Annotated in this window: 17 protein-coding genes; 1 reads left to right on the top strand and 16 read right to left on the bottom strand. The window is 62.9% G+C overall.

Annotation, left to right across the window (positions count from 1 at the left end; all coding sequences use genetic code 11):
* Positions 1-6: 6 nt before the first annotated feature.
* From ACHPFG_RS03315 to ACHPFG_RS03300, 4 genes are read right to left on the bottom strand one after another with little or no spacing between them, the layout of a single operon-like run.
* Entirely contained in the window at positions 7-1,404 is a 1,398-nt protein-coding gene (locus ACHPFG_RS03315; RefSeq protein ID WP_431701599.1) for a PIG-L deacetylase family protein, read from the bottom strand.
* The gene (locus ACHPFG_RS03310) at positions 1,401-2,297 is read right to left on the bottom strand and encodes a GNAT family N-acetyltransferase (RefSeq protein WP_431701598.1); all 897 of its coding nucleotides are present in this window, start codon (positions 2,295-2,297) and stop codon (positions 1,401-1,403) included. Before ACHPFG_RS03310 ends, ACHPFG_RS03315 begins: the two co-directional genes overlap by 4 nt.
* Positions 2,297-3,427 (bottom strand): glycosyltransferase, encoded by a 1,131-nt coding sequence (locus ACHPFG_RS03305; RefSeq protein ID WP_431701597.1) that lies wholly within the window; start codon positions 3,425-3,427, stop codon positions 2,297-2,299. The genes ACHPFG_RS03310 and ACHPFG_RS03305 overlap by 1 nt, the downstream gene beginning before the upstream one ends.
* Positions 3,411-5,168 carry a carbamoyltransferase family protein gene (locus tag ACHPFG_RS03300; protein WP_131696808.1) on the bottom strand — a complete coding sequence of 586 codons (1,758 nt, stop codon included), beginning with the start codon at positions 5,166-5,168 and terminating at the stop codon, positions 3,411-3,413. Before ACHPFG_RS03300 ends, ACHPFG_RS03305 begins: the two co-directional genes overlap by 17 nt.
* Positions 5,169-5,484: 316 nt before the next feature.
* Here ACHPFG_RS03300 and ACHPFG_RS03295 point away from each other — a divergent pair, with 316 nt between their 5' ends.
* Entirely contained in the window at positions 5,485-7,569 is a 2,085-nt protein-coding gene (locus ACHPFG_RS03295) for a TonB-dependent receptor family protein (protein WP_431701596.1), read from the top strand.
* 189 nt (positions 7,570-7,758) lie between these two features.
* Here ACHPFG_RS03295 and ACHPFG_RS03290 read toward each other — a convergent pair whose 3' ends face one another.
* The 12 genes from ACHPFG_RS03290 to glnE form a co-directional block, all read right to left on the bottom strand.
* Positions 7,759-8,685 carry an ABC transporter permease gene (locus tag ACHPFG_RS03290; RefSeq protein WP_259244658.1) on the bottom strand — a complete coding sequence of 309 codons (927 nt, stop codon included), beginning with the start codon at positions 8,683-8,685 and terminating at the stop codon, positions 7,759-7,761.
* Positions 8,682-9,668 (bottom strand): ABC transporter permease, encoded by a 987-nt coding sequence (locus ACHPFG_RS03285; protein ID WP_431701595.1) that lies wholly within the window; start codon positions 9,666-9,668, stop codon positions 8,682-8,684. The genes ACHPFG_RS03290 and ACHPFG_RS03285 overlap by 4 nt, the downstream gene beginning before the upstream one ends.
* A complete protein-coding gene (locus ACHPFG_RS03280; protein ID WP_431701594.1) occupies positions 9,661-11,184 on the bottom strand; it encodes a sugar ABC transporter ATP-binding protein in 1,524 nt (507 codons plus the stop codon). The genes ACHPFG_RS03285 and ACHPFG_RS03280 overlap by 8 nt, the downstream gene beginning before the upstream one ends.
* Positions 11,184-12,170 (bottom strand): sugar ABC transporter substrate-binding protein, encoded by a 987-nt coding sequence (locus ACHPFG_RS03275; RefSeq protein WP_131696813.1) that lies wholly within the window; start codon positions 12,168-12,170, stop codon positions 11,184-11,186. The genes ACHPFG_RS03280 and ACHPFG_RS03275 overlap by 1 nt, the downstream gene beginning before the upstream one ends.
* 190 nt (positions 12,171-12,360) lie before the next feature.
* Entirely contained in the window at positions 12,361-13,803 is a 1,443-nt protein-coding gene (locus ACHPFG_RS03270) for a lipopolysaccharide kinase InaA family protein (protein WP_259244656.1), read from the bottom strand.
* A complete protein-coding gene (locus ACHPFG_RS03265; RefSeq protein ID WP_131696815.1) occupies positions 13,803-14,555 on the bottom strand; it encodes a lipopolysaccharide kinase InaA family protein in 753 nt (250 codons plus the stop codon). The genes ACHPFG_RS03270 and ACHPFG_RS03265 overlap by 1 nt, the downstream gene beginning before the upstream one ends.
* Positions 14,552-15,286, bottom strand: a complete 735-nt coding sequence (locus tag ACHPFG_RS03260; RefSeq protein WP_431701593.1) for a lipopolysaccharide kinase InaA family protein — start codon at positions 15,284-15,286, stop codon at positions 14,552-14,554. Before ACHPFG_RS03260 ends, ACHPFG_RS03265 begins: the two co-directional genes overlap by 4 nt.
* Complete coding sequence (gene rfaP / locus ACHPFG_RS03255) at positions 15,286-16,092, bottom strand: lipopolysaccharide core heptose(I) kinase RfaP (protein WP_167655568.1); 807 nt, start codon at positions 16,090-16,092, stop codon at positions 15,286-15,288. Before rfaP ends, ACHPFG_RS03260 begins: the two co-directional genes overlap by 1 nt.
* Complete coding sequence (locus ACHPFG_RS03250) at positions 16,089-17,213, bottom strand: glycosyltransferase family 4 protein (RefSeq protein WP_431701592.1); 1,125 nt, start codon at positions 17,211-17,213, stop codon at positions 16,089-16,091. The genes rfaP and ACHPFG_RS03250 overlap by 4 nt, the downstream gene beginning before the upstream one ends.
* Positions 17,213-18,274 carry a lipopolysaccharide heptosyltransferase I gene (waaC, locus tag ACHPFG_RS03245; RefSeq protein WP_131696819.1) on the bottom strand — a complete coding sequence of 354 codons (1,062 nt, stop codon included), beginning with the start codon at positions 18,272-18,274 and terminating at the stop codon, positions 17,213-17,215. Before waaC ends, ACHPFG_RS03250 begins: the two co-directional genes overlap by 1 nt.
* A 1-nt stretch (position 18,275) precedes the next feature.
* The gene (waaF, locus tag ACHPFG_RS03240) at positions 18,276-19,310 is read right to left on the bottom strand and encodes a lipopolysaccharide heptosyltransferase II (RefSeq protein ID WP_167655570.1); all 1,035 of its coding nucleotides are present in this window, start codon (positions 19,308-19,310) and stop codon (positions 18,276-18,278) included.
* A gap of 54 nt (positions 19,311-19,364) precedes the next feature.
* Positions 19,365-22,304, bottom strand: a complete 2,940-nt coding sequence (gene glnE / locus ACHPFG_RS03235; RefSeq protein ID WP_431701591.1) for a bifunctional [glutamate--ammonia ligase]-adenylyl-L-tyrosine phosphorylase/[glutamate--ammonia-ligase] adenylyltransferase — start codon at positions 22,302-22,304, stop codon at positions 19,365-19,367.
* Positions 22,305-22,498: the final 194 nt, after the last annotated feature.

The following is a 22,498-nucleotide window of genomic DNA, read 5'->3' as shown; positions in this document are numbered from 1 at the left end:
TTCCTTTCACAAACGCCAGAACAACTCATGCCGTCGTACGGCTTTGCGGAAAAACTCGTTCTCACCATAAGGCGACCGCGACCGCCCCGCCAAGACCCGCTGCAGCCAGCGCCGCACACGGCGCTTGAACGGCGGGGCGGGTTGCAGGTCATGCATCATGCCCAGCGCCATGGCCTTGTCGCGCTGCTGTGCCGGCGACAGCGACAGGCTGCACGGCCACAGTTCCTGCGCGTCATCGAACAGCGGCGGCAAGGCAATACCGGCACCCGCGTCCCCCATGGGCCAGCGGTCGTTGTCATGCAGGTGGTTGGCGTAACCGAGCACGGTGGTCGGCTGCCACTCCAAACCCTGCAAGGCTTCGATCACCGCTTGCTGCGCGCAGATGTGGTCAGGATGGGGATCCAGGACCGGATGGGGCAAGACAATCACTTCAGGGCGTGCGGTCAGCAGTAACTGACGCAGATCAGCGAGCAGGTTCTGCCAGGTCGGCAGGCCATCGGCATCCGCCGGCAACGGGAAAGGATTGAATTGGCGGAACAGGCGAGTATCCGACAGGTCGGCCTCGCGCGAAGCGATCGGCTGATCAGGCGCAGCGCGCATCGCCGGCAGTTGCAGGCAGAAGTAACCCAGCTGTACGCAGTGCGCCTGTGGCACCCCGGCCCAAAGCGGCACGGCAATGCTGTCCCAGGCACGCAGGCGCCCTTTGATTCGCGCGGCCTCGACCGGATCCAGGCCCATGTGCTGATAGTGCTCGGCTTCGATTTCACCGGCGGTGAGGGTCACGATCCACGGCTTGTCGGCCTGGCTGTAAAGGCCAAAGGCAGCCAGTTCGGCATCGTCGGCGTGAGGCGCGATAACCATGACCCGTTGCGCCGAATAATCCGGCGTGCCCCAGGCCCACAGCCGAGGAGCGCCCTGCAGGCTGCAAAAGCGCCCGCGTAAACGCAGCTCACCGGACATCAGGGCCGGTGCCCAGCCACTGAGGTTCAGATAACGGACACCGTTTACCCCACGCTCGAAAGCTTGCCGGTCCGTGTTGTCACCCGCCGAAATTTCAATCACAGGGTCGAGAAAACGTCCCAGCCAGCTGCCCTTGACCTTGATAGCCAACACCAGCGTCGCCTCGGCTTGCAGCGGCGAATCCACCCGCAGCCGGTTACCTTCGAAGCGAACCCCAGCCACCTCGGCATCCGCCGAAAACCGGTATTGGTAGTCTTCGTTGGGCGCATAAAACAGATGGTCGGCAAACCATGCCTCATGGGCGACCCAGGCCAGCACACCGAGCACCAACGGCAGCCACCAGGCCACCCAGAGGCCAATCACCACCAGCAACAGCAGGCCGATCAGCAAGCCGACCCGTTTATTGCGCCGATGGCGCTTGAGCAATTGCTGTTTGCGGCTCATACGGTCAGCACCGGCACAGGGTTGCACCAACGGTCCTTGTACTCGCGGTCGGCACGTCCAAAGGAAAAACGCAGCGGCTTGCCGACTTCACGCGCCTGCTCCCAGGCGCTCTGGGTATTGAGGAAGCTCAGGACGCTGCCCGGGCTGAACGCGCGGGTTTCAGGGTCGACACCACCGTTGACGTACTCCACGCTGATCCACTCCGGCGACTCGACCCGGTACACCAACTGGATAGCGATGGGCGCGTCATTGAGGAAAATCACCGAGCCGATCAGCCATTCGCGCAACAGCTCGATCACCTCGGCCATTCGCTCGGCGCCCGTGGCGACGAAGCCCCAGCGACGCAGGAACAGATCGCAGTAGATCGCGGCCAGTTCCTCGCTGGAAAACTCGCTCACCGGCCGCACCACACCCCCGGCCTCTTCGAGCAAGCGCAGCTCGCGACGCTGGTTGTAGCGAAACTTCTTCGACAGTTCTTCCGGGGTGCGGGCCATGGCCAATTGTTCGGCCTGGGGCTTGAGACCGCTGAAACGGCCTTCGTTCAGCGCCGACAAGTAGCGTGCGCGGTGCCGCAAGGGCGCCTGGGCTGCAGGCGCGGCCGGCAGGATCAACTCGGCGTTACCCAGGTCGAACAGGCCTTTTTTGCCGCGCTGCTTGAGCACGTCCTTGGACAAGGCCAGGTCGCGCCCCCAGGTCGCGATGCACGCCTGAAGCTCGCCGCCCTGCTCCCAGGCCAGGTAACGCACCGGGATGTCGGCCAGCCCGGCCAAACGTTCGATCACTTGCGGATGGGTCGCGACACTGCCACCAAAACGCTGCCAGGCATCGCTGTAGACCGGCGCGTCGACAACGGACCAGCCACGCTCACGCCAGCCTTGGAATCGATTGAGCATCAAGCCCCCGCAGTCAGTTCAATAACGTGCGGCAATTGCCAGAAGGTATCGCGTACCGCCTGGTCCGAGAAACGCTCGCGCAGGCGCTCCAGCATCATCTCGGCGCACTGCCGTTGCTGGTGTTGATCCATCGCTGCCAGGTGCCGCAGCCCCTGGGCGAGGTGTTCGGCATCGCCGAAGGGAAACAGGATACCCACGCCTTCGACCACTTCCTTCGCGCCGCCACAGGCCGTGGCCAGCAACGGTACGCCGGCCGCCATGGCCTCCAGCAGCACCATGCCAAAGGGTTCGTGGTCGGAGCTCAGGGCAAACACATCGAATGCACGGAAATACCGGCGCGCCTCCGACACCTGGCCGAGGAACAACACCTTGTCGGCAATGCCCAGCTCGCGTGCGAGGGCCTTGAGGTCCTGCTCCAGGCGCCCGCTGCCGAGGATCGCCAGGCGGCTTTCAGCCGGCAGGTGCGGCAGCGCCAGGGCAAAGCCCTTGAGCAGCGTGGCCTGGTCCTTGTCCGGGTGCAGGCGGCCGACATTGCCGACCACCCACTCGTCCGGCGACAACCCCAGCGCATCGCGCGCCTCATGCGCAGGCACCTGGGTGGCCTGCAAAGCGTCAACGTCGATGCGGTTATACAAGGTCTGGATACGTGCCGCAGGCCAGGTCGGCAAGCAGTGGCGCATGTCATCACGCACCGCGTCGGAAACACCCAGCAGGCTCAAGCGTTTGCGGAAAATCCCGGCAAACAGCTTGCGGCTGCGGCGCTGGTAATCACCAAAGGCGTGATGTACGCCAATCACCGGCAGCCGCGTGCCGAGCAAGGCAATGTAGATCGGCTTGAAACGGTGCGCGATACAAAAACTGAAGTTGCGCGACGCGGCGATCTTGCGCAGTTCACGGATGGCACCCAGCTTCAGGCCACGAATGGCCTTGGAGCTGAATTCCATGAACAACACCTCATCGGACGCACAACCGGCGGCCACTTGCGGGTCGGCGACCCCGGTGAGAAACACCGTGGTCACCTTGTAGCCGGAGCCTGCGAACAGGCTCGCGTACTGCCGGGCGCAATCCAGGAACGGCCCGTCATAGCCATGGCAGAACTGCAGGACGTGGCGTTCAGCCGAGCGCGTCATAAGGGTCCACGCCGTCTTTGACGACCAGGATATCTTCCATGATCAGGTATTGCAGGTCGGAGCCGAAGAACATGTTCAGCGCGTCGGTCGGCGAGCAGATCATCGCTTCGCCACGACGGTTGAGCGAGGTGTTCAGGGACACGCCATTGCCGGTCAGTACTTCCAGCTCTTTCATCATGTCGTAGTAGCGCGGGTTGTATTCGCGCTTGAGCACCTGGGCGCGGGAGGTGCCATCTTCATGGACCACTTCCGGCACGCGGGTCTTCCACTCTTCCGACACTTCAAAGGTGAAGGTCATGAACGGCGCCGGGTGATCGACCTTGATCATCTGCGGCGCCACGGTGTCGAGCATCGACGGGCAGAAAGGCCTCCAGCGCTCGCGGAACTTGATCTGGTGATTGATGCGGTCTGCCACGCCGGTTGCACTTGGGCAACCGATGATCGAACGACCGCCCAGGGCGCGCGGGCCAAACTCCATACGGCCCTGGAACCAGGCCACCGGGTTGCCGTCGACCATGATCTTGGCGATGCGCGCAGGCATATTCTCGATCTTGCGCCAGTTCGGCTTGCTCTCGTGCCTGGCGCACGCGGCGATTACGTCTTCGTTGCTGTAGGACGGGCCGAGGTAGACGTGTTCCATCTTCTCCACCGGTACACCACGGGCGTGGGACACGTAAGCGGCGGCACCGACAGCGGTGCCGGCATCGCCGGACGCCGGCTGCACGAACAGCTCCTTCACGTCGTCACGGGCAATGATCTTCTGGTTCAGCTTGACGTTCAGCGCGCAGCCGCCGGCGAAGGCCAGCTTGCCGGTGTCCTTGAGGATGTCGCCCAGGTAATGGTCGATCATCTGCAGGGCCAGCTTTTCAAACAGCGCCTGCATGCTGGCGGCGTAGTGGATGTACGGCTCGTCGGCGATGTCGCCTTCGCGCTTGGGGCCCAGCCATTCGATCAGTTTCGGCGAGAAGTAGAAGCCCTTGCCCTTCTCTTTATAACGGCGCAGGCCGATGACGTTGGCGTAGTCGGTGTTGATCACCAATTCACCGTTTTCAAACGAGGCCAGGCGCGAGAAATCGTATTTGCTGGCATCGCCGTACGGCGCCATGCCCATGACCTTGAACTCGCCGTCGAGCATCTCGAAACCGAGGAACTCGGTGATCGCGCCGTACAGGCCGCCGAGGGAGTCCGGATCGTAGAATTCCTTGATCTTGTGGATCTTGCCGTTCTCGCCGTAGCCGAAGAACGTGGTGGCGTACTCACCCTTGCCGTCGATCCCGAGGATCGCGGTCTTCTCCTGGAAGCCGGAGCAGTGATAGGCGCTGGAAGCGTGGGCCAGGTGGTGTTCAACCGGCTCGATCTTGATTTTCTTAGGATCGAAGCCCAGTTGCTCCAGGCACCAGACGATCTTGTTGCGATAGCGCTTGTAGCGACGGTTGCCCATCAGGATCGCGTCGAGTGCGCGGTCCGGGGCGTACCAGTAACGCTTGGCGTAGTGCCAGCGCGCCTCGCCGAACAGGCTGATCGGGGCGAACGGGATCGCCACCACATCAACGTCGGAAGGCTTGATGCCGGCCTGTTCCAGGCAGAACTTCGCCGACTCGTAGGGCATGCGGTTCTTTGCATGTTTGTCGCGTACGAAGCGCTCTTCTTCGGCGGCCGCGATCAGCTTGCCGTCGATATACAAGGCTGCGGAAGGATCATGGCTAAGGGCGCCGGACAGGCCAAGAATCGTCAATGCCACAGGGGTCTAGCCTCTTTTAGTCTGCATGCAGGCGGGTTGCGCCTGAAAAAAGTGTGCTTCCCGCCTGGGCAGGAAACAGCTAAAGGGCGGGATTATAGCTCAAAAGCAGTGGAAAGCTGTTAGCGCCGAGCGGCAAGAGTCGCCTGCCATCGCCGTTCGCGAGGGCCGATCACGCTGACACGCCCCGCTCGCGCCCAGTGCGACCGTGCTGATCGGTCGCACTGCCGGATTCCTGAATGATAAAAATCCTACAAGTCACTAAACTCGCGCCCTTTTGCGCGTTTACACCCTAAGCGCCACGGATTCCGGCTGACTCATGACCCCCCTCGCCCGCTGCAACCTGCTGCTGCCCGGCCTGCTCACCCTGTGCGGCGTCGTCCAGGCTGATGACACCGCCCTGACCCTCGACCCCAGCGTCGTCACCGGCTCGCGCAGCGCCAGCCCGACATTCGACCTGCCCTACTCGGTGGACGGCATCAGCCGCGCGCAGATCAGCGACGGCCAATTGGGCATCAACGCCTCCGAAGCCCTGTCCCACGTGCCCGGCCTGGTGGTGCAGAACCGCCAGAACTATGCCCAGGACCTGCAGATTTCCTCCCGCGGCTTCGGCGCCCGTTCGGCCTTCGGTGTGCGCGGCATCAAGCTGATCGCCGACGGCATTCCCGCCAGCACCCCGGACGGCCAGGGCCAGGCCGCCACGTTCAACCTCGACACCGCCGAGCGCATCGAAGTGCTGCGCGGCCCGGCCGCCACCCTGTATGGCAGCAATGCCGGCGGCGTGATCCAGATGTTTTCCCGCGATGGCGAAGGCCCGCCGCGCATCGGCGCCGAAACCCTGGTGGGCAGCGACGGCCTGAACAAAAACCACCTGAACGCCGAAGGCGCGGCGAATGGCGCAGGCTTTGTACTCGACGCCTCGCGCATGGACACCAACGGCTACCGCGACCACAGCAGCGCACGTCGCGACCAGACCTTCGCCAAGCTCAATGTCCAACCGGATGACGACAGCAAGCTCGCGCTGATCTACAGCAGCCTGGAGCAGAATGGCACCCAGGATCCATTGGGACAGACCTGGGACGCCTACAAGGCCGACCCGCGCTCTGTGAGCACCAATGCGCTGACGTACAACACGCGCAAAAGTATCGATCACCAGCAATTGGGCATGAATTATGAGCGGTACTTCGGTGATGCGATGCTGCAGGTGAACGGGTATACCGGGCGGCGGAGTGTGATTCAGTATCTGTCGATCCCCAAAGGCACGCCGGCCAACGAACGTGGCGGTGGCGTGGTGCAATTCGACCGCAAGTTCTACGGCGGCAGCGTGCGCTGGTTGCAGCCCGTTGAAAGTGCACCGGGGGACTTGATGATCATTACCGGGCTGGATTTCGACCAGAGCGAAGACAGCCGCCATGGCTATCAGAACTACAGCGGCAACACCCTTGGCGTAAAAGGCCAACTGCGCCGTGATGAAGTCGACACCGCGCGCAGCCTGGATCCGTACCTCCAGGCCAACTGGACCCTCGACCGCTGGACCCTGCAAGCGGGCGTCCGTCACAGCACAATGCAGATGGATGTCGATGATCAATTCCTGAGCAATGGCGACGCCAGCGGCAGCAAGACCTATCAGAAAAACACCCCATCCATGAGCGTGATGTATGCGTTCACGCCCGAGTTGCACGGCTACGTCAGCGCAGGCAAAGGCTTCGAAACGCCGACCCAGGCCGAAATGGCCTACGCGCCAGGCACTGTCGAGGGTTTCAATTTCGGCCTGAAACCGTCCGAAAGCACCCAATATGAAGTGGGCTTGAAGGCCCAGGTGAACGACACACGAATCAACGCTGCCGTATTCCAGATCACCACCGAGGATGAACTGGTGGTCGACCAGTCCCTCGGCGGCCGCACCAGCTACCAAAACGCCGGCCGCACCCTGCGCCGGGGCTTCGAGCTGGGTATCGAAAGCCAACTCGCCGAACACTGGAGCACCAACCTCGCCTACACCCGCCTGCAAGCCACCTACGACAGCGACTTCATCGGCGGCGCAAAACCCGTCGACAAAGGCAACTACCTTCCCGGCGTACCCCAAACCACGCTGTTCGCCGAGCTGAACTGGAAACCCCGGGACTGGGTCAGCACCGCTGTCGAAGGCATGTACCGCAGTAAGGTCTACGTCGAAGACACCAACAGCCAACACGCCGCGCCGGGCTACAGCGTGTTCAACTGGCGCGCACGGTTCGAGCAGAAGGTCGAACACTGGACCTTCCACCAGACCCTGCGCCTGGATAACCTGCTGGACCGCCAGTACGTCGGCTCGGTGATCGTCGGCGACGGCAACGGCCGCTACTACGAGGCGGCACCCGGGCGCTCGTGGTATGCCGGGGCGGGTGCCGAGTATCAATTCTGAACGCCCCACACATTAAATGTGGAAGGCCCCACGACCTCTTCGCCATAGCGCTGTCGCGCAGCAAACCGGAACCCCTGTGGCAAGCCCGCTCGCCACAGGAATTCGGTCGCCTGAAATTGTTTATGCAATAAGGGGAGCTTGCTCATGCCCCCCAGGCGTCGGATGGAGTCCAGCTTTCGGGGTGCAACACTAGACGCGCTCCAGCATTCGCCGGCTGGCAAAACTGAAGCTCAGCACGATAAAGATCAGCACTCCAGTCGCCACCTGCTGCCAGTAGAAGTTCCAGCCAACCAGCAGCAGCCCGTTGGCGATCACGTTGATAAACAACACGCCCAGCAGGGTCCCGGGAATATTCGCCCGGCCCTGTCTGCTCAAGGTGGTACCGATAAACACCGCACCAATCGCATTGAGCAAAAACGCGTTACCGGACAGCGGCACATAGGCGCTGACTGTCGAACCGAGCAACACGCCCGCTACCCCACAAGCCAGGGCGGTAGCCAGGGCCACGACGGTGACGATACGCCGCACCGACAACCCCGAGTAATACGCCAGCAGCGGCTGGGTGCCCTGGGCCAGCAACTCGCGACCCAGGCGCCCGCGCGCCAGTGCCAGGCCGTAGAACAGCGCCAGCCCCACTACGATCAGCAGCGGTGTCAGCCCCGTCAGCTCAGGCTTCAAGCCTTGGACGATATAGATCGGCTGGCCGCCGTCCGAGAGCAATTGCTGGGCGCTGGTGCCAATAAACAGAGTCCCAAGCGTGGCGAGAAACGGACTGATCCGCAGCCCGGCAATCAAGCCCGCATTGACCAGCCCCACCAGCAGCGCCGCCGCCAGCGCGCCCGTTACGGCCACCGCCCAGCCATGCCCGGCGTTGAGCAGCACGACAAAACTGAAACTGGCAAAGTCCAGCGCAGTGCCCACCGACAGGTCGATGCCACCGGCCGCCACCGCGTAGGTCATGCCGATGGCAACAATCGCCAGCAGCACGAAGTTGTTCAGCACCAGGCTTTGCAGGTTGCCTGCACTGAGGAAGCCCGGCGCTTGCAGCGCAAACACCACGACAATCAGCGTGAATACCAGTGGCAATGTCAGCGGCAATAAGGCCCGTGCGTTCATGCCGTCGCCCCTCGGTTCAATGCACTGGACGCCGCGACGACCAGGAGGATCAACACGCCCTGCACACCATTGACCCAAAAGCTGGAGACGTTAAGCAATTGAAAGCCATTGATCAGAAAACCGATCAACAACGCCGCCAGCAAAGTTCCCGGAATACTCGCCACCAGGCGCCGGGAAAACACCACGCCGAGAAAGGCGATCGCCACCACCGACAGCAGCATGTCGCCGGAACCGGTAGTGCTGCCGCTGAAAAACGCCGCCGAACACAGCGCAGCCACGGCGGCGCACAGGCCGGACAGTAAATAGCTCGACAGCACGTAGGCGGACACGCCAATACCCGCCGCTTCGGCCGCCTGGGGATATTCGCCCACCGCATGCAGGCGCAGCCCGTAGGCCGAATGCTGGATCAGCAATGTCAGCGCCCCCGCTGTCAGCAACAACACCCAGGCCAGGGCCGGTACGCCCAACCAGGCGCCGCCACTGAGCAGGTCCAGTAACGGCGAATCCGTGGAGACCACCGTGTTCTCCGTCAACACCAACTCCAGCCCGGCCAACACATTCATGCTGGCCAGGGTCGCCAGCAACGGCGGCAAACGCAGCACCACCACGGCCAGTCCATTGAGCAAGCCGACCGCCATGCCGCAGCCCAGGGTCAGCAGCAACGTCAACCCGAGATCCAGGCCGGCATTATTGAGGCGGCTGAACACCGCCGCGCACAACCCCAGGTTGGCCGCCAGCGACAGGTCCAGTCCTCCGGACACCACGTTAGAACCGCCGCCGATAATCACACAGGTGAGCCCGAAGGCCAGCACACCGAGGATCGCCGACTGGCTGAACACATTGGCCAGATTCCCCACCGACAGAAAGTTCGGCGCAGCCACGGCAAACCCCAGCAGGATCGCCACAAAAACGCCCACCGAACCACGGCGCAGCACCAGCACCCACAACCGCTGCGATAACCCAGGAGCCGCCGCGTCAAGCATGTTCCACCTCGCGAACGTTTGAAGCCGCAGCAGCCACGGCTCCCGTCGCACAGGCCAGCAACTGATCGCTGTCCGCTTCCCCCGCACGGAATTCAGCGGCGACCTCCCCCCGATGCAACACCAGGATGCGATCACTGATCCCCAACAACTCCGGCAAATCCGAAGACAACACCAGCACCGCCGCACCCTCTTCCACCAAGCGCCCGATCAAGCGATAGATCTCCACCTTGGCGCCCACATCCACCCCCACGCAGGGTTCATCCAGCAGGTACACCGCCGAGCGGCGGCTCAGCCATTTTCCCAGGGCGACCTTCTGCTGGTTGCCGCCACTGAGCTGATTGACGGCCGCTTGGGGCCCCGGCGCCTTGATTGCCAATTCGTCGATCAGCCGCAGGCTTTCCGCCTGCTCCTTGCGGCGGCTTAACAAACCCCAGCGGCTGAACCGCCCGAGCCCCGCCAGCGTGAGGTTTTCCAGCACCGAAAGCACTGGCGAAATTCCCTGGCTGCGCCGCTCTTCGGGCACCAGCGCAATACCCTCGGCAATCGCCTGGCCCGGCGAACGCAGGCGCAGTAGACGCCCGTCCAGATGCACACTGCCGCTGTCGGCGCGCTCGACACCGAAGAGTGTCTTGAACAACTCCTTGGCTCCCGAGCCGACCAGCCCGGTCAGGCCGACGATTTCTCCGCGCCGCACGTCCAGATCGATATGCCGATAGCGCCGCGCCAGGCTCAACCCGCGCACCTGCAACAACGGCGCCCCCAGCGCAACCTTGGCCTTGGGGTACATATCCTGCACTTCGCGATTGACCATCAGCCGCGCAATCTCGGCGCTGGACGTATGCCGGGGCTGCACCACCGCCACGTCCCGACCATTGCGCAGCACCGTGACTTCATCGCACAGGCTGTCGATTTCCTGCAGGTAATGGGAGATGTACAGGATGGATAAACCCTGGTCGCGCAGGCGTTTGACGATGCGCAGCAACTGGTCGACTTCGCGCTTGACCAGCGCCACGCTGGGTTCGTCGAACACTAGAATCTTGGGCTGGCGAATCAACGCACGGGTGATTTGCAGCACCTGGCGCTCGGCACTGCTCAGCTCACTCACCAGCGCGCCGGCGGGCAATTGCAGATCAAAATATTCCGCCAGCAAGCGCTCGGCTTCACGCTGCTGCCGGCGTCGATCCACAAACGGCCCGCGCCGCAATTCATGCCCGAAAAACAGCGCTTCGCCCACGGTAAAACTCGCCGGCAACAGGCGCTCCTGATGGATGAACTGCACGCCCAGCGCATCCACCTGACGCGGTGAAAGCGCGGCGTACGACTGGCCATCGATACTCACCTGCCCCGCGTCCGCCTTGTGGATGCCGGCCAGGATCTTGATCAAGGTCGACTTGCCCGCACCGTTCTCCCCGACCAGACCGTGGATGCTGCCGCGTTCGACTTTAAGGCTCGCATCATCCAGCGCCAGGGTGGCGCCAAAGCGTTTATGCAGGTGTTGCAGGTGCAATGCCGGCATCAGTCACCCCGCAGTTGCTGAACCTGCGCCAGGTTGGCGGCGGTGGTCAGCAGCGTGGCGACATGGGTTTCCTTGGGCAGGTCACGTTGCCCGGCCAGGTAACGCGCCACGTTCTGCACAGCGGTCTTGCCGATCAACGCCGGTTGCTGCGCCACCACCGCCCCCACCGGCGAATTCGCCTGGCCGAGCAGCGCCAGCACTTCCGGCGTACCGTCGACGCCGTAAGTCTTGATCTCGGTGCGCTTGGCATCGATCAGCGCCTTGCTCGCGCCCAGTTGCGGAATATCCCACGCCGACCAGATCGCCGAGACGCTGCCCGCCGGGTATTTGTTGAGCAGCGCCGACACTTGGGAATAGGCGTCCTGCACGGTGTTGGGGATCACGTCGCGAAGCTCCGGCTGGATGATTTCCAGCTGGGGATAATCCTTGAGCGCCAGCTTCAACTGGTCATAACGGATCGCACACACCGGCACGCCGTAGAAGCCGTTGAACACCAGGATCTTGCCTTTGCCGCCGGCGTCCTTGATCAATTGATCGGCCAAGGCCTTGCCGGTGGCGACGTTGTCGGAGGTGGTGTTGTTGAGGCTGTATTGGGACGGTGCATCGATGGTGAACAGCGGGATGCCGGCCTTGCTGATGCGCTTGAGCCAGGGGTCGATCACGCTGAGGGTACCCAGGGTCTGGATCACGGCGTCGGGTTTCTGGGTGACCACCGTTTGCAGCTGGGTCACCAGGTTCTTGTCGTTACGCCCGGCATCGAGGGTGATCGGCGTACCGCCCAGGCGCTTGATCTCATCGACCTGGGCCTGGAACGCCTTGATATCGAAATAGTGACTGGTGCCGGTCATGCTCACTGCAATGCGCTTGCCGGCCAGGGACGGCACGGCATCATCGCCCTCGGCGGCCTGGACACTGACGACATGGCCCAGCAACAGCACGGCGCCAAGGCAGATCAAACGGGAAAACGAGGAAAGGCTGGAAGGCATACAGGGCTCCGCTGCGACCGGTGAAAGGGTTCACCAGGAGGCATTGCAGAGCCCGTGCCAGGATTTTTATTGCATCAAATCAAGGGCATAACGTTTGCGGGTTAAGGCGGGCTGTCGTTCCGGGCCAACAACTGTCCGATAACTGTTGTTCAGGCAACAGTTCTTGATCGTTCACCCTGCGTGGGAACGATCAGGTCGGTTGCTTCGGCAAACGCTGATCAATCATTTGATACAACGCACTACTCTCAGGCCAATTTCGCATAAACCGCGCACGGTCCCTGGCATACGCCGGGGCGAAGCTGGCGGCAGAGCTGTGTTGGCACATCGCGTCGAGGTCGATCAGCGACCAGCGATCCTTATCCCAGAACAGGTTATGGCCCTTGAAGTCGCCATGGCTGATGCGCTCGCGAATCAGCTCGGCGAACAAATGGTCCAGCGCCAGCAGTTCATCTTCCGGCGCGTCACCGTGTTCGATATAGGGCGCGAAACGCTCGATGATGTCCGGGCCCGGCAGGTATTCGGTGACCAGGTAAGCGCGGCTGCGCAGCCAGAAAAAACGCTTTTCCAGTACGGCCAGCGGCTTGGGCGTGGCGATGCCGAGGAAGGCCAGGCGATTGCCTTCGCGCCAGGAATGCCAGGCGCGGCTCGGGCGCCAGAAGCGCTTGAGCCAATGGGCGAAGCCCTTGATGTTGTAGCGCTTGATCACCAGCGGCCGGCCGGCCACTTCGACCTTGGCCACACTGGCCGCACCACCGGTCTTGTACAGGTGGCCCTGATCCAGCAGCGCATCCGCCTGCGCCAGCACCGGCAGCATCGCGGACTCTTCTTCGCGACGAATCGCGCGCAAGGCAAAGGCGCCACGCACCACGCTGAACAGCGTGCAGTCGCGGCCCACCTTGTTCAAGAAGTCCTTCAGGCGCCAGGCGCTGACCTTGCGCACCTGTTTTTCCAGGGCTTCGAGGGGCAAGGCGTGCTCGCCGTTGCCCAGCAGGTAGTACACCAGTAATTCTTCGGTAAACGGCTCGAGGTTTTTCGGCAATTGGGCGAAAAATACCCCGAGGTTTTCCAGCACGCGGTTACGCGACAGTGGCTTGCCGGCCTCTTCGACGCGAATACCGGCGCCATCGATCAGGTACAGCTTGCCGTCCTGGCGCAGCAGGTTGTCCAGGTGCAGGTCTTCCTGCCACAGGCCCTTGGCATGCATCTGCCCGATCGCACCCAGCGCCTCGGCCAGCACGGCGGTTTGCTCGTCGGCCAGGGGCGGCAGCGCTTCGACTGCCTGCCAGGCATCAGCCAGGCTCTCGGCACCTTCGATAAACTCGAACAGCAGCCAGCCGCCCTCGCCTTCCTGCAAGCCATCGGCGAGCAATAGCGGGGTGGTCAGGCCTTGCTCGGCCAGCAGGCGAACGCCGCTGAGTTCACGCTGGAAATGCCGCGCGGCCTTGCTGCCCACCAATAATTTGGCCAGCACCGGACGCCCGCGCCATACCGCCGCGCCCACGTAGCGCTCGCCCGGCAACACCCGCAACAGGCTAAGCAGCTGCAGTTGGCCAGGGCCGGCGGCATCCGCCAGGTCGATAGTGAGGGGCAGGCTCGGCGTGCGGCCGGCGTGTTTCAACTCGGACAGACGCATCAGCGGTTCTCCTTGTGGCTACGCCGCTTCGTCAGGCGTTGCAGCCAGGCGGTGACGAGTGCGCTGCCCTCGGGCTGATCGAGGTAAGCCGCCAGCAGCTGACGCACCTGTGCGTCCGACCACTGCGGCGCACGGCGCAACAACGGTTCCAGGTCCTTGACCCGGTCCCGCCAGCCGAACAGCAGCGGGCGGGTTTTCTCCAGGTCGATCAACTGCGCGGCGTAGCCGTCACCAGTGGCCTGCAGGAAAATATGCTTGGGGTAAAAACAGCCATGCACCTGGCCGACGCTGTGCAACCGGCGCGCCAACAGGCCGCAGGCCAGCAGGATTGCGCGGTGCTGGGCGTCGCTCAGTTGCGCCCATTGTTCCAGCAACGAATCCAGGTCATTCCAGCCGTCCAGGGCACGGGTCAGCAGCATCGCGCGGTGTTCACCGGCGACTTTGCGCTCGCCGTAGAACGCCGCCTGCAGCGCCGGGATCCCGAGCTTGCGGTAACGGCTGATGTTGCGGAACTCGCGGGAAAAACTCGGTTCGCCCAAGGGCCGGTGCAAGCTGCGCGTGAGGTAGTTGCTCTGGCGCTTGAGGTAATAACCGTGGCCGTCGAGCTCCAGGCGAAACACGCTGCTCCAGCCGCCACGGCTGGTGTTCGGCTCGTCCACCGCGTCCAGTTGCTTGGCCCACAGGGCGTCGAAGGTCGCAAGGCCGTGGCGCTCCAGCAGGGCGCGATCTTCAGCCGCCAGGAAATCACTCATTCACGTCCCTCGAAAAACTTCACTACGTGGCGAATCCGCCGTTTGTCCGACTCACTCAGGTGCCGACACTGACGGTACTGCATGTAGAAGCGCAGGCGCTGGGTGGCCGACAAGTGATACTTGGCCACCTTGTCCAGGCAGGCCAGGTCCTTGGTAATGCGGTACTTGAGCCAGAAACCGCGCCAGAAATCGCCGTTGGGGCAATCGATCAGGTACAGGGTGGCCTGGTCGTCGATCAGCAGGTTGCGCCACTTCAAGTCGTTATGGGTAAAGCGATGATCGTGCATGGTGCGCGTGTATTCAGCGAGCTGGCGGCTGACCGCGCTGACCCACTTGGGATCGCGCAGGCGCGCATCCTTACGCTCGGCCAGGACCGAGAGGTCTTCTGTCCTTGGCAACTCGCGCGTGATCATCGCGCCACAATCATAGGCCAGGCCGCTGCGTTCCAGACCCCAGGCGACCACGTCGGCAGTGGGAATGCCCCACTTGGCGAAGCGCTTGAGGTTCTGCCATTCGGACTTGACCCGCGGCTTGCCCAGGTAACGCCGCAGGCCCTTGCCGGCGCCCGTGTAGCGCTTGACGTAGTAATTGACCCCGTCACGCTCCACCCGGATTACTTCCGACAGTGGGTCGCGGGTCAGCCGCTCGCCTTGCAGGGCAAACACCGCTTCGAGACTTCCAAAATCATCCGCCAGGGCGGCGTAGGCAGGTTCCAGGTTCCAACCCGCCATCAGATCGCATCCCCGTAACGTTGCTTGCGGGCGTACAACTTGTCGGCCTTGCGTTGCATCAGGCTCAGGGACGCCGATTGCTCGGCCAGGATCTGACGCAGCGGTTGGCGGAAATAGCCCTTGAGGAAGCGCAGTTTATCGCGCCGGGTCAGGCCGATTTCCAGCGCCGAGTAGTACAGCGCGGCGAGGTCCTTGTCGCGCCAACGCATTGGCAGATGGGCGCGCATCTGCGCCCGGTGCAGGTCGATCACCGAGAGCTTGATGTTGCGTGCGTCGATCGGTTTGGACGTGTCCAGCAGGAAGTGGCACAGGTAGCAATCGCGGTGATTCACGCCGCCCCGGTGCATGTCGCCGACCATGCGCGCCAGTTCGGCCGTGAGCGCATGGCGCAGTGCAGGTGTGGGCGGTTCGGCGACCCAGTTGACGGTGAGGTCTTCAAGGCTGACGGTCGGCGCCAATTCTTCAGTGATGATGAACGAGTGCTGGTCCGCCGGGTTGCTGCCTTTTTCGCCGAAGGCCACGCCGGTCATGGTCGGTACGCCGATCTCCTGCAAGCGGTGAATGGCATCCCATTCCAGGCCGGCGCCGAGCACCGGCAGCTTGGCGGTGATCAGGTTCTTGAAGATTTCCGCCCACCCGATGCCACGGTGGATTTTCACGAAATACGGGCGGCCATCCACCTCGGTGCGCAGCGTGCGACGCGCCGCCAGTTCACGGAATACCTGGCCTTGCAGTTTCTCGACTTCGGCAAAGGCGTCACGCCCGGCCCATAACGTCTTGAACGGTTCGGCAAGAATCAACTTCATCGTTTTGGCTCCGCCAGAATCACATCCGCAGCGTGCTGCGGCATGCTGTAGAGGTCGGCCGTCTCGGCGAAGGCCAACCCATTGCGGCCCCAGGCCGCGCGCTGTGCAGAATCGGTCAACATCTGCGCCAGGTATTGGTTCAACTGAGCCTGTTCAAACGGCTCGTCCAGCACCAGGCCGCTGTCGGCTTCGGCGATGTAATGGGCATAACCACACACGGCCGAGACCAGCACCGGCAACCCGGCCACCAGGGCTTCGAGCAATACGGTGCCGGTGTTTTCGTTGTACGCCGGGTGGATCAACAGGTCGGCGCCCAGCAGGAAACGCGGAATATCGCTGCGCCCCTTGAGGAACTGCACGTTATCGCCCAGCCCAAGGGTGGCGCTTTGCAGTTGGAATACCTTGGGGTCGTCCTGGCCGATTACAAACAGGCGCGTGCGTTTTTTCAGCTCGGCCGGCAACGCGGCGACGGCCTTGAGACTGCGGTCGACACCCTTGGTCTTGAAGCCGGAACCGATTTGCACCAGCAGCACGTCGTCATCGCCCAGGTTGAATTCCTTGCGGAAGCCTTCACGAATCTCGGCCGCATTCGGCGGCGCGCGGCGGTCCTGGGCAATGCCCGGTGGCAACAGGTGAAAGCGCTCCAGCGGCGTGTCGTAATGCTTGATGAACAGCGGCTGCTGCACTTCGGAAATCATCAAGACTTCGGTCTTGGCGTCCTTGGCAAACACCGCGCGCTCGTACTCGGCAAAGTGGCGATAGCGGCCAAAACTGCGGTACAGCGAATGGCGCAGGTTTTGCGCCTTGTCTTCAAAGCAGCCGTCGGCGGCGTAGTACACGTCGAGGCCGGGCATCTTGTTGAAGCCGATCAGGCGGTCCACCGGGCGCTTGGCCAGGTCGGCCGACATCCAGGCGCTGAGCTTCTCGTTGCGCCGATGGTTGAAGAACGCCTTGACCGGCGCCACCAGCACTTCGAAACCCGGCGGAATGTCACCTTCCCAGATCAGCGTGTAGACACGAATCTGATGGCCGCGCTGCTGGCATTCCAGGGCGATGCGCATGAAGTCGCGCTGCAGGCCGCCGAAGGGAAAATATTTGTACAGAACAAAAGCCAGTTGCATCAGTGCAGCTCCTCAGCCAGTAACAACGTGCTCAGCCGGGTTGCCACACGCTCAGGGTTCAGGCGCGTGAAACACAGGGGCGACTCGCGCTTGATGTCGAACCGACGCAGGTCGTCGGCCGTCGGTTGATAGGTACATTGTTTTTGCAGGCACGGCGCACACGGAAAGTCGCTGGCCAGGTGAATCTGGCCCTTGCCGTAGGCACCGGTCAGGCCGGGGTTGGTGGGGCCGAACAGGGAAATGGTCGGTACATCCAGCGCCGCCGCCAGATGCCCCAATCCGGTGTCCACCGCCACACAGGCGCGGGCGCCAGCCAATACACGGGCCACACCGGCCAGGTTCAGCTTGGGCAGCACTTCGGCGTTGTTCAGGCCTTGGGCCAAGCGCTCAGCCCGGGCCTTTTCGGCGGCGTTGCCCCAGGGCAACTTCACGTCCACGCCCAGGCGGCCCATGCGTTCAGCCAACTCGCGCCAATAGGCTTCGGGCCAATGCTTGGTGTCCCAGGTGGTGCCGTGCAGCAGCAGGACGAAGGGCTTTTTCGGCGGCAGGCCGAGGAGTTTTTCGGTGCTGAGGCCGTAGTCACCCAAGCCTTTGGGCAAGTCATAGCCGAGGGCCACGGCGAACAGTTGACGCAAACGCTCCACCGCATGCTGCCCACGGGCCACGGCCAGGCGCCGCGAATAGAAGCGCGCCGCAATCGGCTCACGGGCCGAGTGTTGGTCGAATCCGGCCACCGGAGCACGCACGTAGCGGGTCAGCCAGGCGCTTTTGAACAGGCCCTGGGCATCGATCACCAGGTCGTATTTGGTCGACTGGACTTGCTGCTTGAAGCGCCGCCACTCGCCGCTCTTGAAGGTTTGCCAGAGGTTCTTGCGCCAGCGGCGGATCGCCACCGGGATCACCTTGTCGACGGCCGGGTGCCAGGTGGGGATTTCGGCGAAGCCTTCTTCCACCACCCAGTCGAAGCGAATGCCAGGGATCGCCCGCGCCGCGTCGGTCAGTGCCGGCAAGGCATGGATCACGTCGCCCAGGGATGAGGTCTTGATTACCAGTACCCGCAACTCAGTGAACCTCGACCACGTCGCCCTGCAACCGTTGCAAGGCATCGGTTACCGGCTGCGGCAGCAATTGGCGCATGCAGTTGTAATGGCCGAAACGGCAGGTGCGATCAAAACAAGGGCTGCAATCCAGCCCCAGGCGCACCACTTCGACCTGGTCGGCCAACGGCGGGGTGAAGCCCGGCGAGGTGGAACCGTACACCGCCACCAACGGGCGATTCAGCGCAGCGGCGACGTGCATCAGGCCGGAGTCGTTGGACACCACCGAATCGGCGCAGGACAGCAGGTCGATGGCCTCGGCCAGGGACGTGTCGCCACTGAGGTTCACCGCTTCTTCGCGCAGGCCGGGGATCAGGCGCTGGCGGATGTCCTCACCTACCGGGTGATCCTTCTTCGAACCAAACAACCACACCTGCCAGCCTTCACGGATCTTGGTCTCGGCAACCTTGGCGTAGTGCTCCGACGGCCAGCGCTTGGACTCGCCAAACTCGGCGCCGGGGCACAGGGCCAACACCGGGCGATCAAGGGCCAGGCCGAACTTGGCCAGTGCCGCATCGCGGGTCACCGGGTCGATTTGCAGGCTGGGGCGCGGGTACGGCTTGGGCAACTCGGCACCCGGCGCATAGGCCAGGGCCATGAAGCGTTCGATCATCAGCGGGTAGCGCGCCTTGTCCAGCGTGCGCACGTCGTTGAGCAAGACATAGCGAAACTCACCGCGCCAGCCGGTGCGCTTGGGAATGCCGGCAAAATACGGCACCAGCGCCGACTTCAGCGAGTTGGGCAACAGGATCGCCTGGTCGTACTGGCCCGCCAGGGATTTACCGATGCGACGGCGGGTCGCCAGTTCCAGGGCACCGTGGCCGAGCGGAAAGCTCAAGGCCTTGCGCACTTCGGGCATGCGCTCGAGGATCGGCCGGCTCCACTCAGGAGCGAGCACGTCGATCTGGCAGTCTGGGTAGCGCACGCGCAGGCTCTGGAACAGTGTCTGCGCCATCACCATGTCACCGACCCAACTGGGCCCAACGATCAGAATATTCATGTAGTTTCCACAAACGATGCGGGGAGGCTTATGCCTCCCCGCCCTAATAGTGTTTCAACTCAACCCCAGCGCCTGCCAGACTCGCATCACCTGGCGCCGTTCGTCAGCGAACTGATCACCGGGCACCGTACCGGCCTCATTCTGCAAGGCCTGGCGATGCGCGGCGGAACGGTAGGCCTTATACACCTCCCGCAGCAGATGGGCATCGGCGGCGGGCATCAAACCCACCTGCTCGAGGCCTTCCAGAATGCGGATATTGTCGGTATAGCGCAGCAACGATGGATGTTGCGCAGACCACGCCAAAGCCGCGTATTGCACCATAAATTCAATATCGACGATACCTCCGGCGTCCTGCTTGAGGTCGAACAGCGCCGTGGCTTCGAAGGCATTGGCGCCGGTGCCGGCCACCGTGGCCTTGGTGCCCAGGTTGTCACGCATCTTCGCGCGCATCTCGCTGACCTCCTGGCGCAACGTCGCCAAGTCGCGCTCACGCCCCAACACTTTAGCCCGTACCTGCTCGAATGCCTGGCCCACATCCTGGCTGCCCACCAGCACCCGCGCGCGGATCAGGGCCTGATGTTCCCAGGTCCATGCTTCATTTTGTTGATAGCGGTCAAACGCCCCGAGGGAACTGACCAATAACCCGGATGCGCCGGAAGGTCGCAGGCGCATGTCCACTTCATACAACTGGCCGGAGTTGGTCTGGGTGGTCAGCAGGTGAATGATCCGCTGGCCCAGGCGCGTGAAGAACTGCGCGCCGTCGATCGGCTTGGCACCGTCGGTCTCGGCCTGCGGGTCGCCATCGTGGATAAATACCAGGTCCAGGTCAGAACCATGCCCCAATTCGATGCCGCCGACTTTCCCATAACCGACAATGATGAACCCAGGATCGCACAGGGTACCGTCCAACCGCTGCGGCGAACCGTGCCGGGCGACCGTCTGGCGCCAGGCCAGGGCCAGCACTTGTTCGAGGATGGCTTCGGCGAGCCAGGTCAGGTAGTCGCTGACTTTCATCAACGGCAGGCTGCCGGCGATTTCCGAAGCGGCCACGCGCAGGCGGTGGGCGAGCTTGAAGTGCCGCAGGGCTTCCATCTGCTGCTCCAGATCATCCTCGGGGATGCGCGTGAGGCGTTCGCGCAACTCGGCGGCGAGTTCCGGCGCCAGCGGTGGCTTGAACAGGCGGCCTTCGTTGAGCAATTCATCCAGCAGCAGCGGGAAGCGCGTGATCTGCTCGGCGATCCACGGGCTGGCGGCGCACAGGGTCAGCAGGCGACGCAGGGCGTCGGGGTTCTCCGTGAGCAGCACCAGATAGGCCGAACGGCGGGCGACAGCTTCCACCAATGGCAGTACGCGTTCCAACACCAGGTCCGGGTTGGCGTGCTCGACGGCCTGGGCCAGCAGGCGCGGGATAAACGCATCCAGGCGTTCGCGCCCCAGGCGTTGCATGGCGCGCAGTTGCGGGCTGTTGCGCAGACCGGCCAGGGCTCTAAGGGCCTTGGTGGCGTCAGTGAAGCCGCCTTCAGCCAATTGGCGGCAGGCGGCCTCTTCGTCCTGGGACTCTTCCCACAGCGGCAACCATTCCCCACCTACGACCAACTCGCTTTCCGCACCTTCTTCCTCATCGGGATCTGCAATCACCTGGCGGAAGTGCCAGTCCACGCGACCACGCCAGTACATCAGGCGCTCATGGAACGCCGCCCAGTCGGCAAAGCCGAGCATAAAGGCAATGCGCGCCTGGTCTTCAGGGCTGTCCGGCAGCATTTGGGTCTGGCGGTCGGCAATCGCCTGGATCGCATGTTCGGTGTAACGCAGGAATTCATAGCCATTGCGCAGCTCGGCGATCACCGCCGGCGGCAGGTAACCCTGGCCTTCCAGGGTGCCGAGCACCTTGAGCAGCGGCCGTTGCTGCAGGCTGAGGTCGCGGCCGCCATGGATCAGCTGGAATGCCTGGGCGATAAATTCCACTTCGCGGATGCCGCCCGAGCCCAGCTTGATATTGTCGGCCATGCCTTTGCGCCGCACTTCCTGCTGGATCAACTGCTTCATGGTGCGCAGCGCTTCGATGGCGGAAAAGTCCAGGTAGCGGCGGTACACGAACGGTCGCAGCATATCGAGCAATTGCGCACCGGCAACCTGGTCACCGGCGACCACGCGCGCCTTGATCATGGCGTAGCGTTCCCAGTCGCGGCCCTGGTCCTGGTAGTACTGCTCCAGCGCGTTAAAGCTGAGCACCAGGGCACCGGCCGAACCGTAGGGGCGCAGGCGCATGTCGACACGGAACACAAAGCCGTCGACGGTCATCGGATCGAGGGCCTTGATCAATTTTTGACCAAGGCGAATAAAGAACTCCTGATTATCCAGGGAGCGCTTCACGCCCACTGTTTCGCCGCCCTCGGGGTAGGCGAAGATCAGGTCGATATCCGACGACAGGTTAAGCTCCACCGCACCGAGCTTGCCCATGCCGAGGATGACCATGTGCTGCGGCTCGCCGCTGCGCCGCCCGGTCGGGGTGCCGAACTGCACACAGTGACGCTGGTACAGCCATTGATAGGCCTGGTCGATGCTGGCGTCGGCCATGTCGGAGAGGTCGCGACAGGTGTGCACCAGGTCGGCCTGGCGGGTCAGGTCGCGCCAGATGATGCGCACTTGCTGGCGCGTACGCTGGCGACGCAGTACACGGCCCAGCTCATCTTCTGTTTCGGCCTGTTGCACGGCCCCGGCAATCTGCCCGCACAGCTCACCCGGCGCAAAGCCGCGGTCCAGCTCGCCCCAGGCAGCCAGCTCAAGCAACATCAAAGGGTCACGAACACTCTGTTCAATGACGAAATCACTGGCGGCGCACACCCGGGCGAAGTCGGCCCACCGTTGCGGCGTCCACGCAGAAAGGCCATGATCGGCGTCCAGCGCGGCCACGGCGTCACGAAATGACTGCTCGGCCCGCTGGGCTTTTGGCAACAGAATGGCTGGCAGTTTGGCCAGCGTTGGAAGGCTCATGGTCTATCCTTGGTCGGCGCGTAAATGGCTTGCTGCTGTGAAGGCGAGCACCGCGCTCGATGAAGGACTGTCGAACAAAGGTGATAAATAGCTGAAAATATGTAATTTTTGGCAGGTAACATTAAACTTCTACCTTTTCTTGTTCGCAAAAGATCAACAATAACGATTATGCTCACCAGCTAGACCGAGCAATC

The sequence above is a fragment of the Pseudomonas sp. BR20 genome, from assembly GCF_050780135.1.
In the GTDB taxonomy this organism is placed as follows: domain Bacteria; phylum Pseudomonadota; class Gammaproteobacteria; order Pseudomonadales; family Pseudomonadaceae; genus Aquipseudomonas.
The sequence above is the reverse complement of the archived record's forward strand: the minus strand, read 5'-3'. Positions and strand labels throughout refer to the sequence as shown.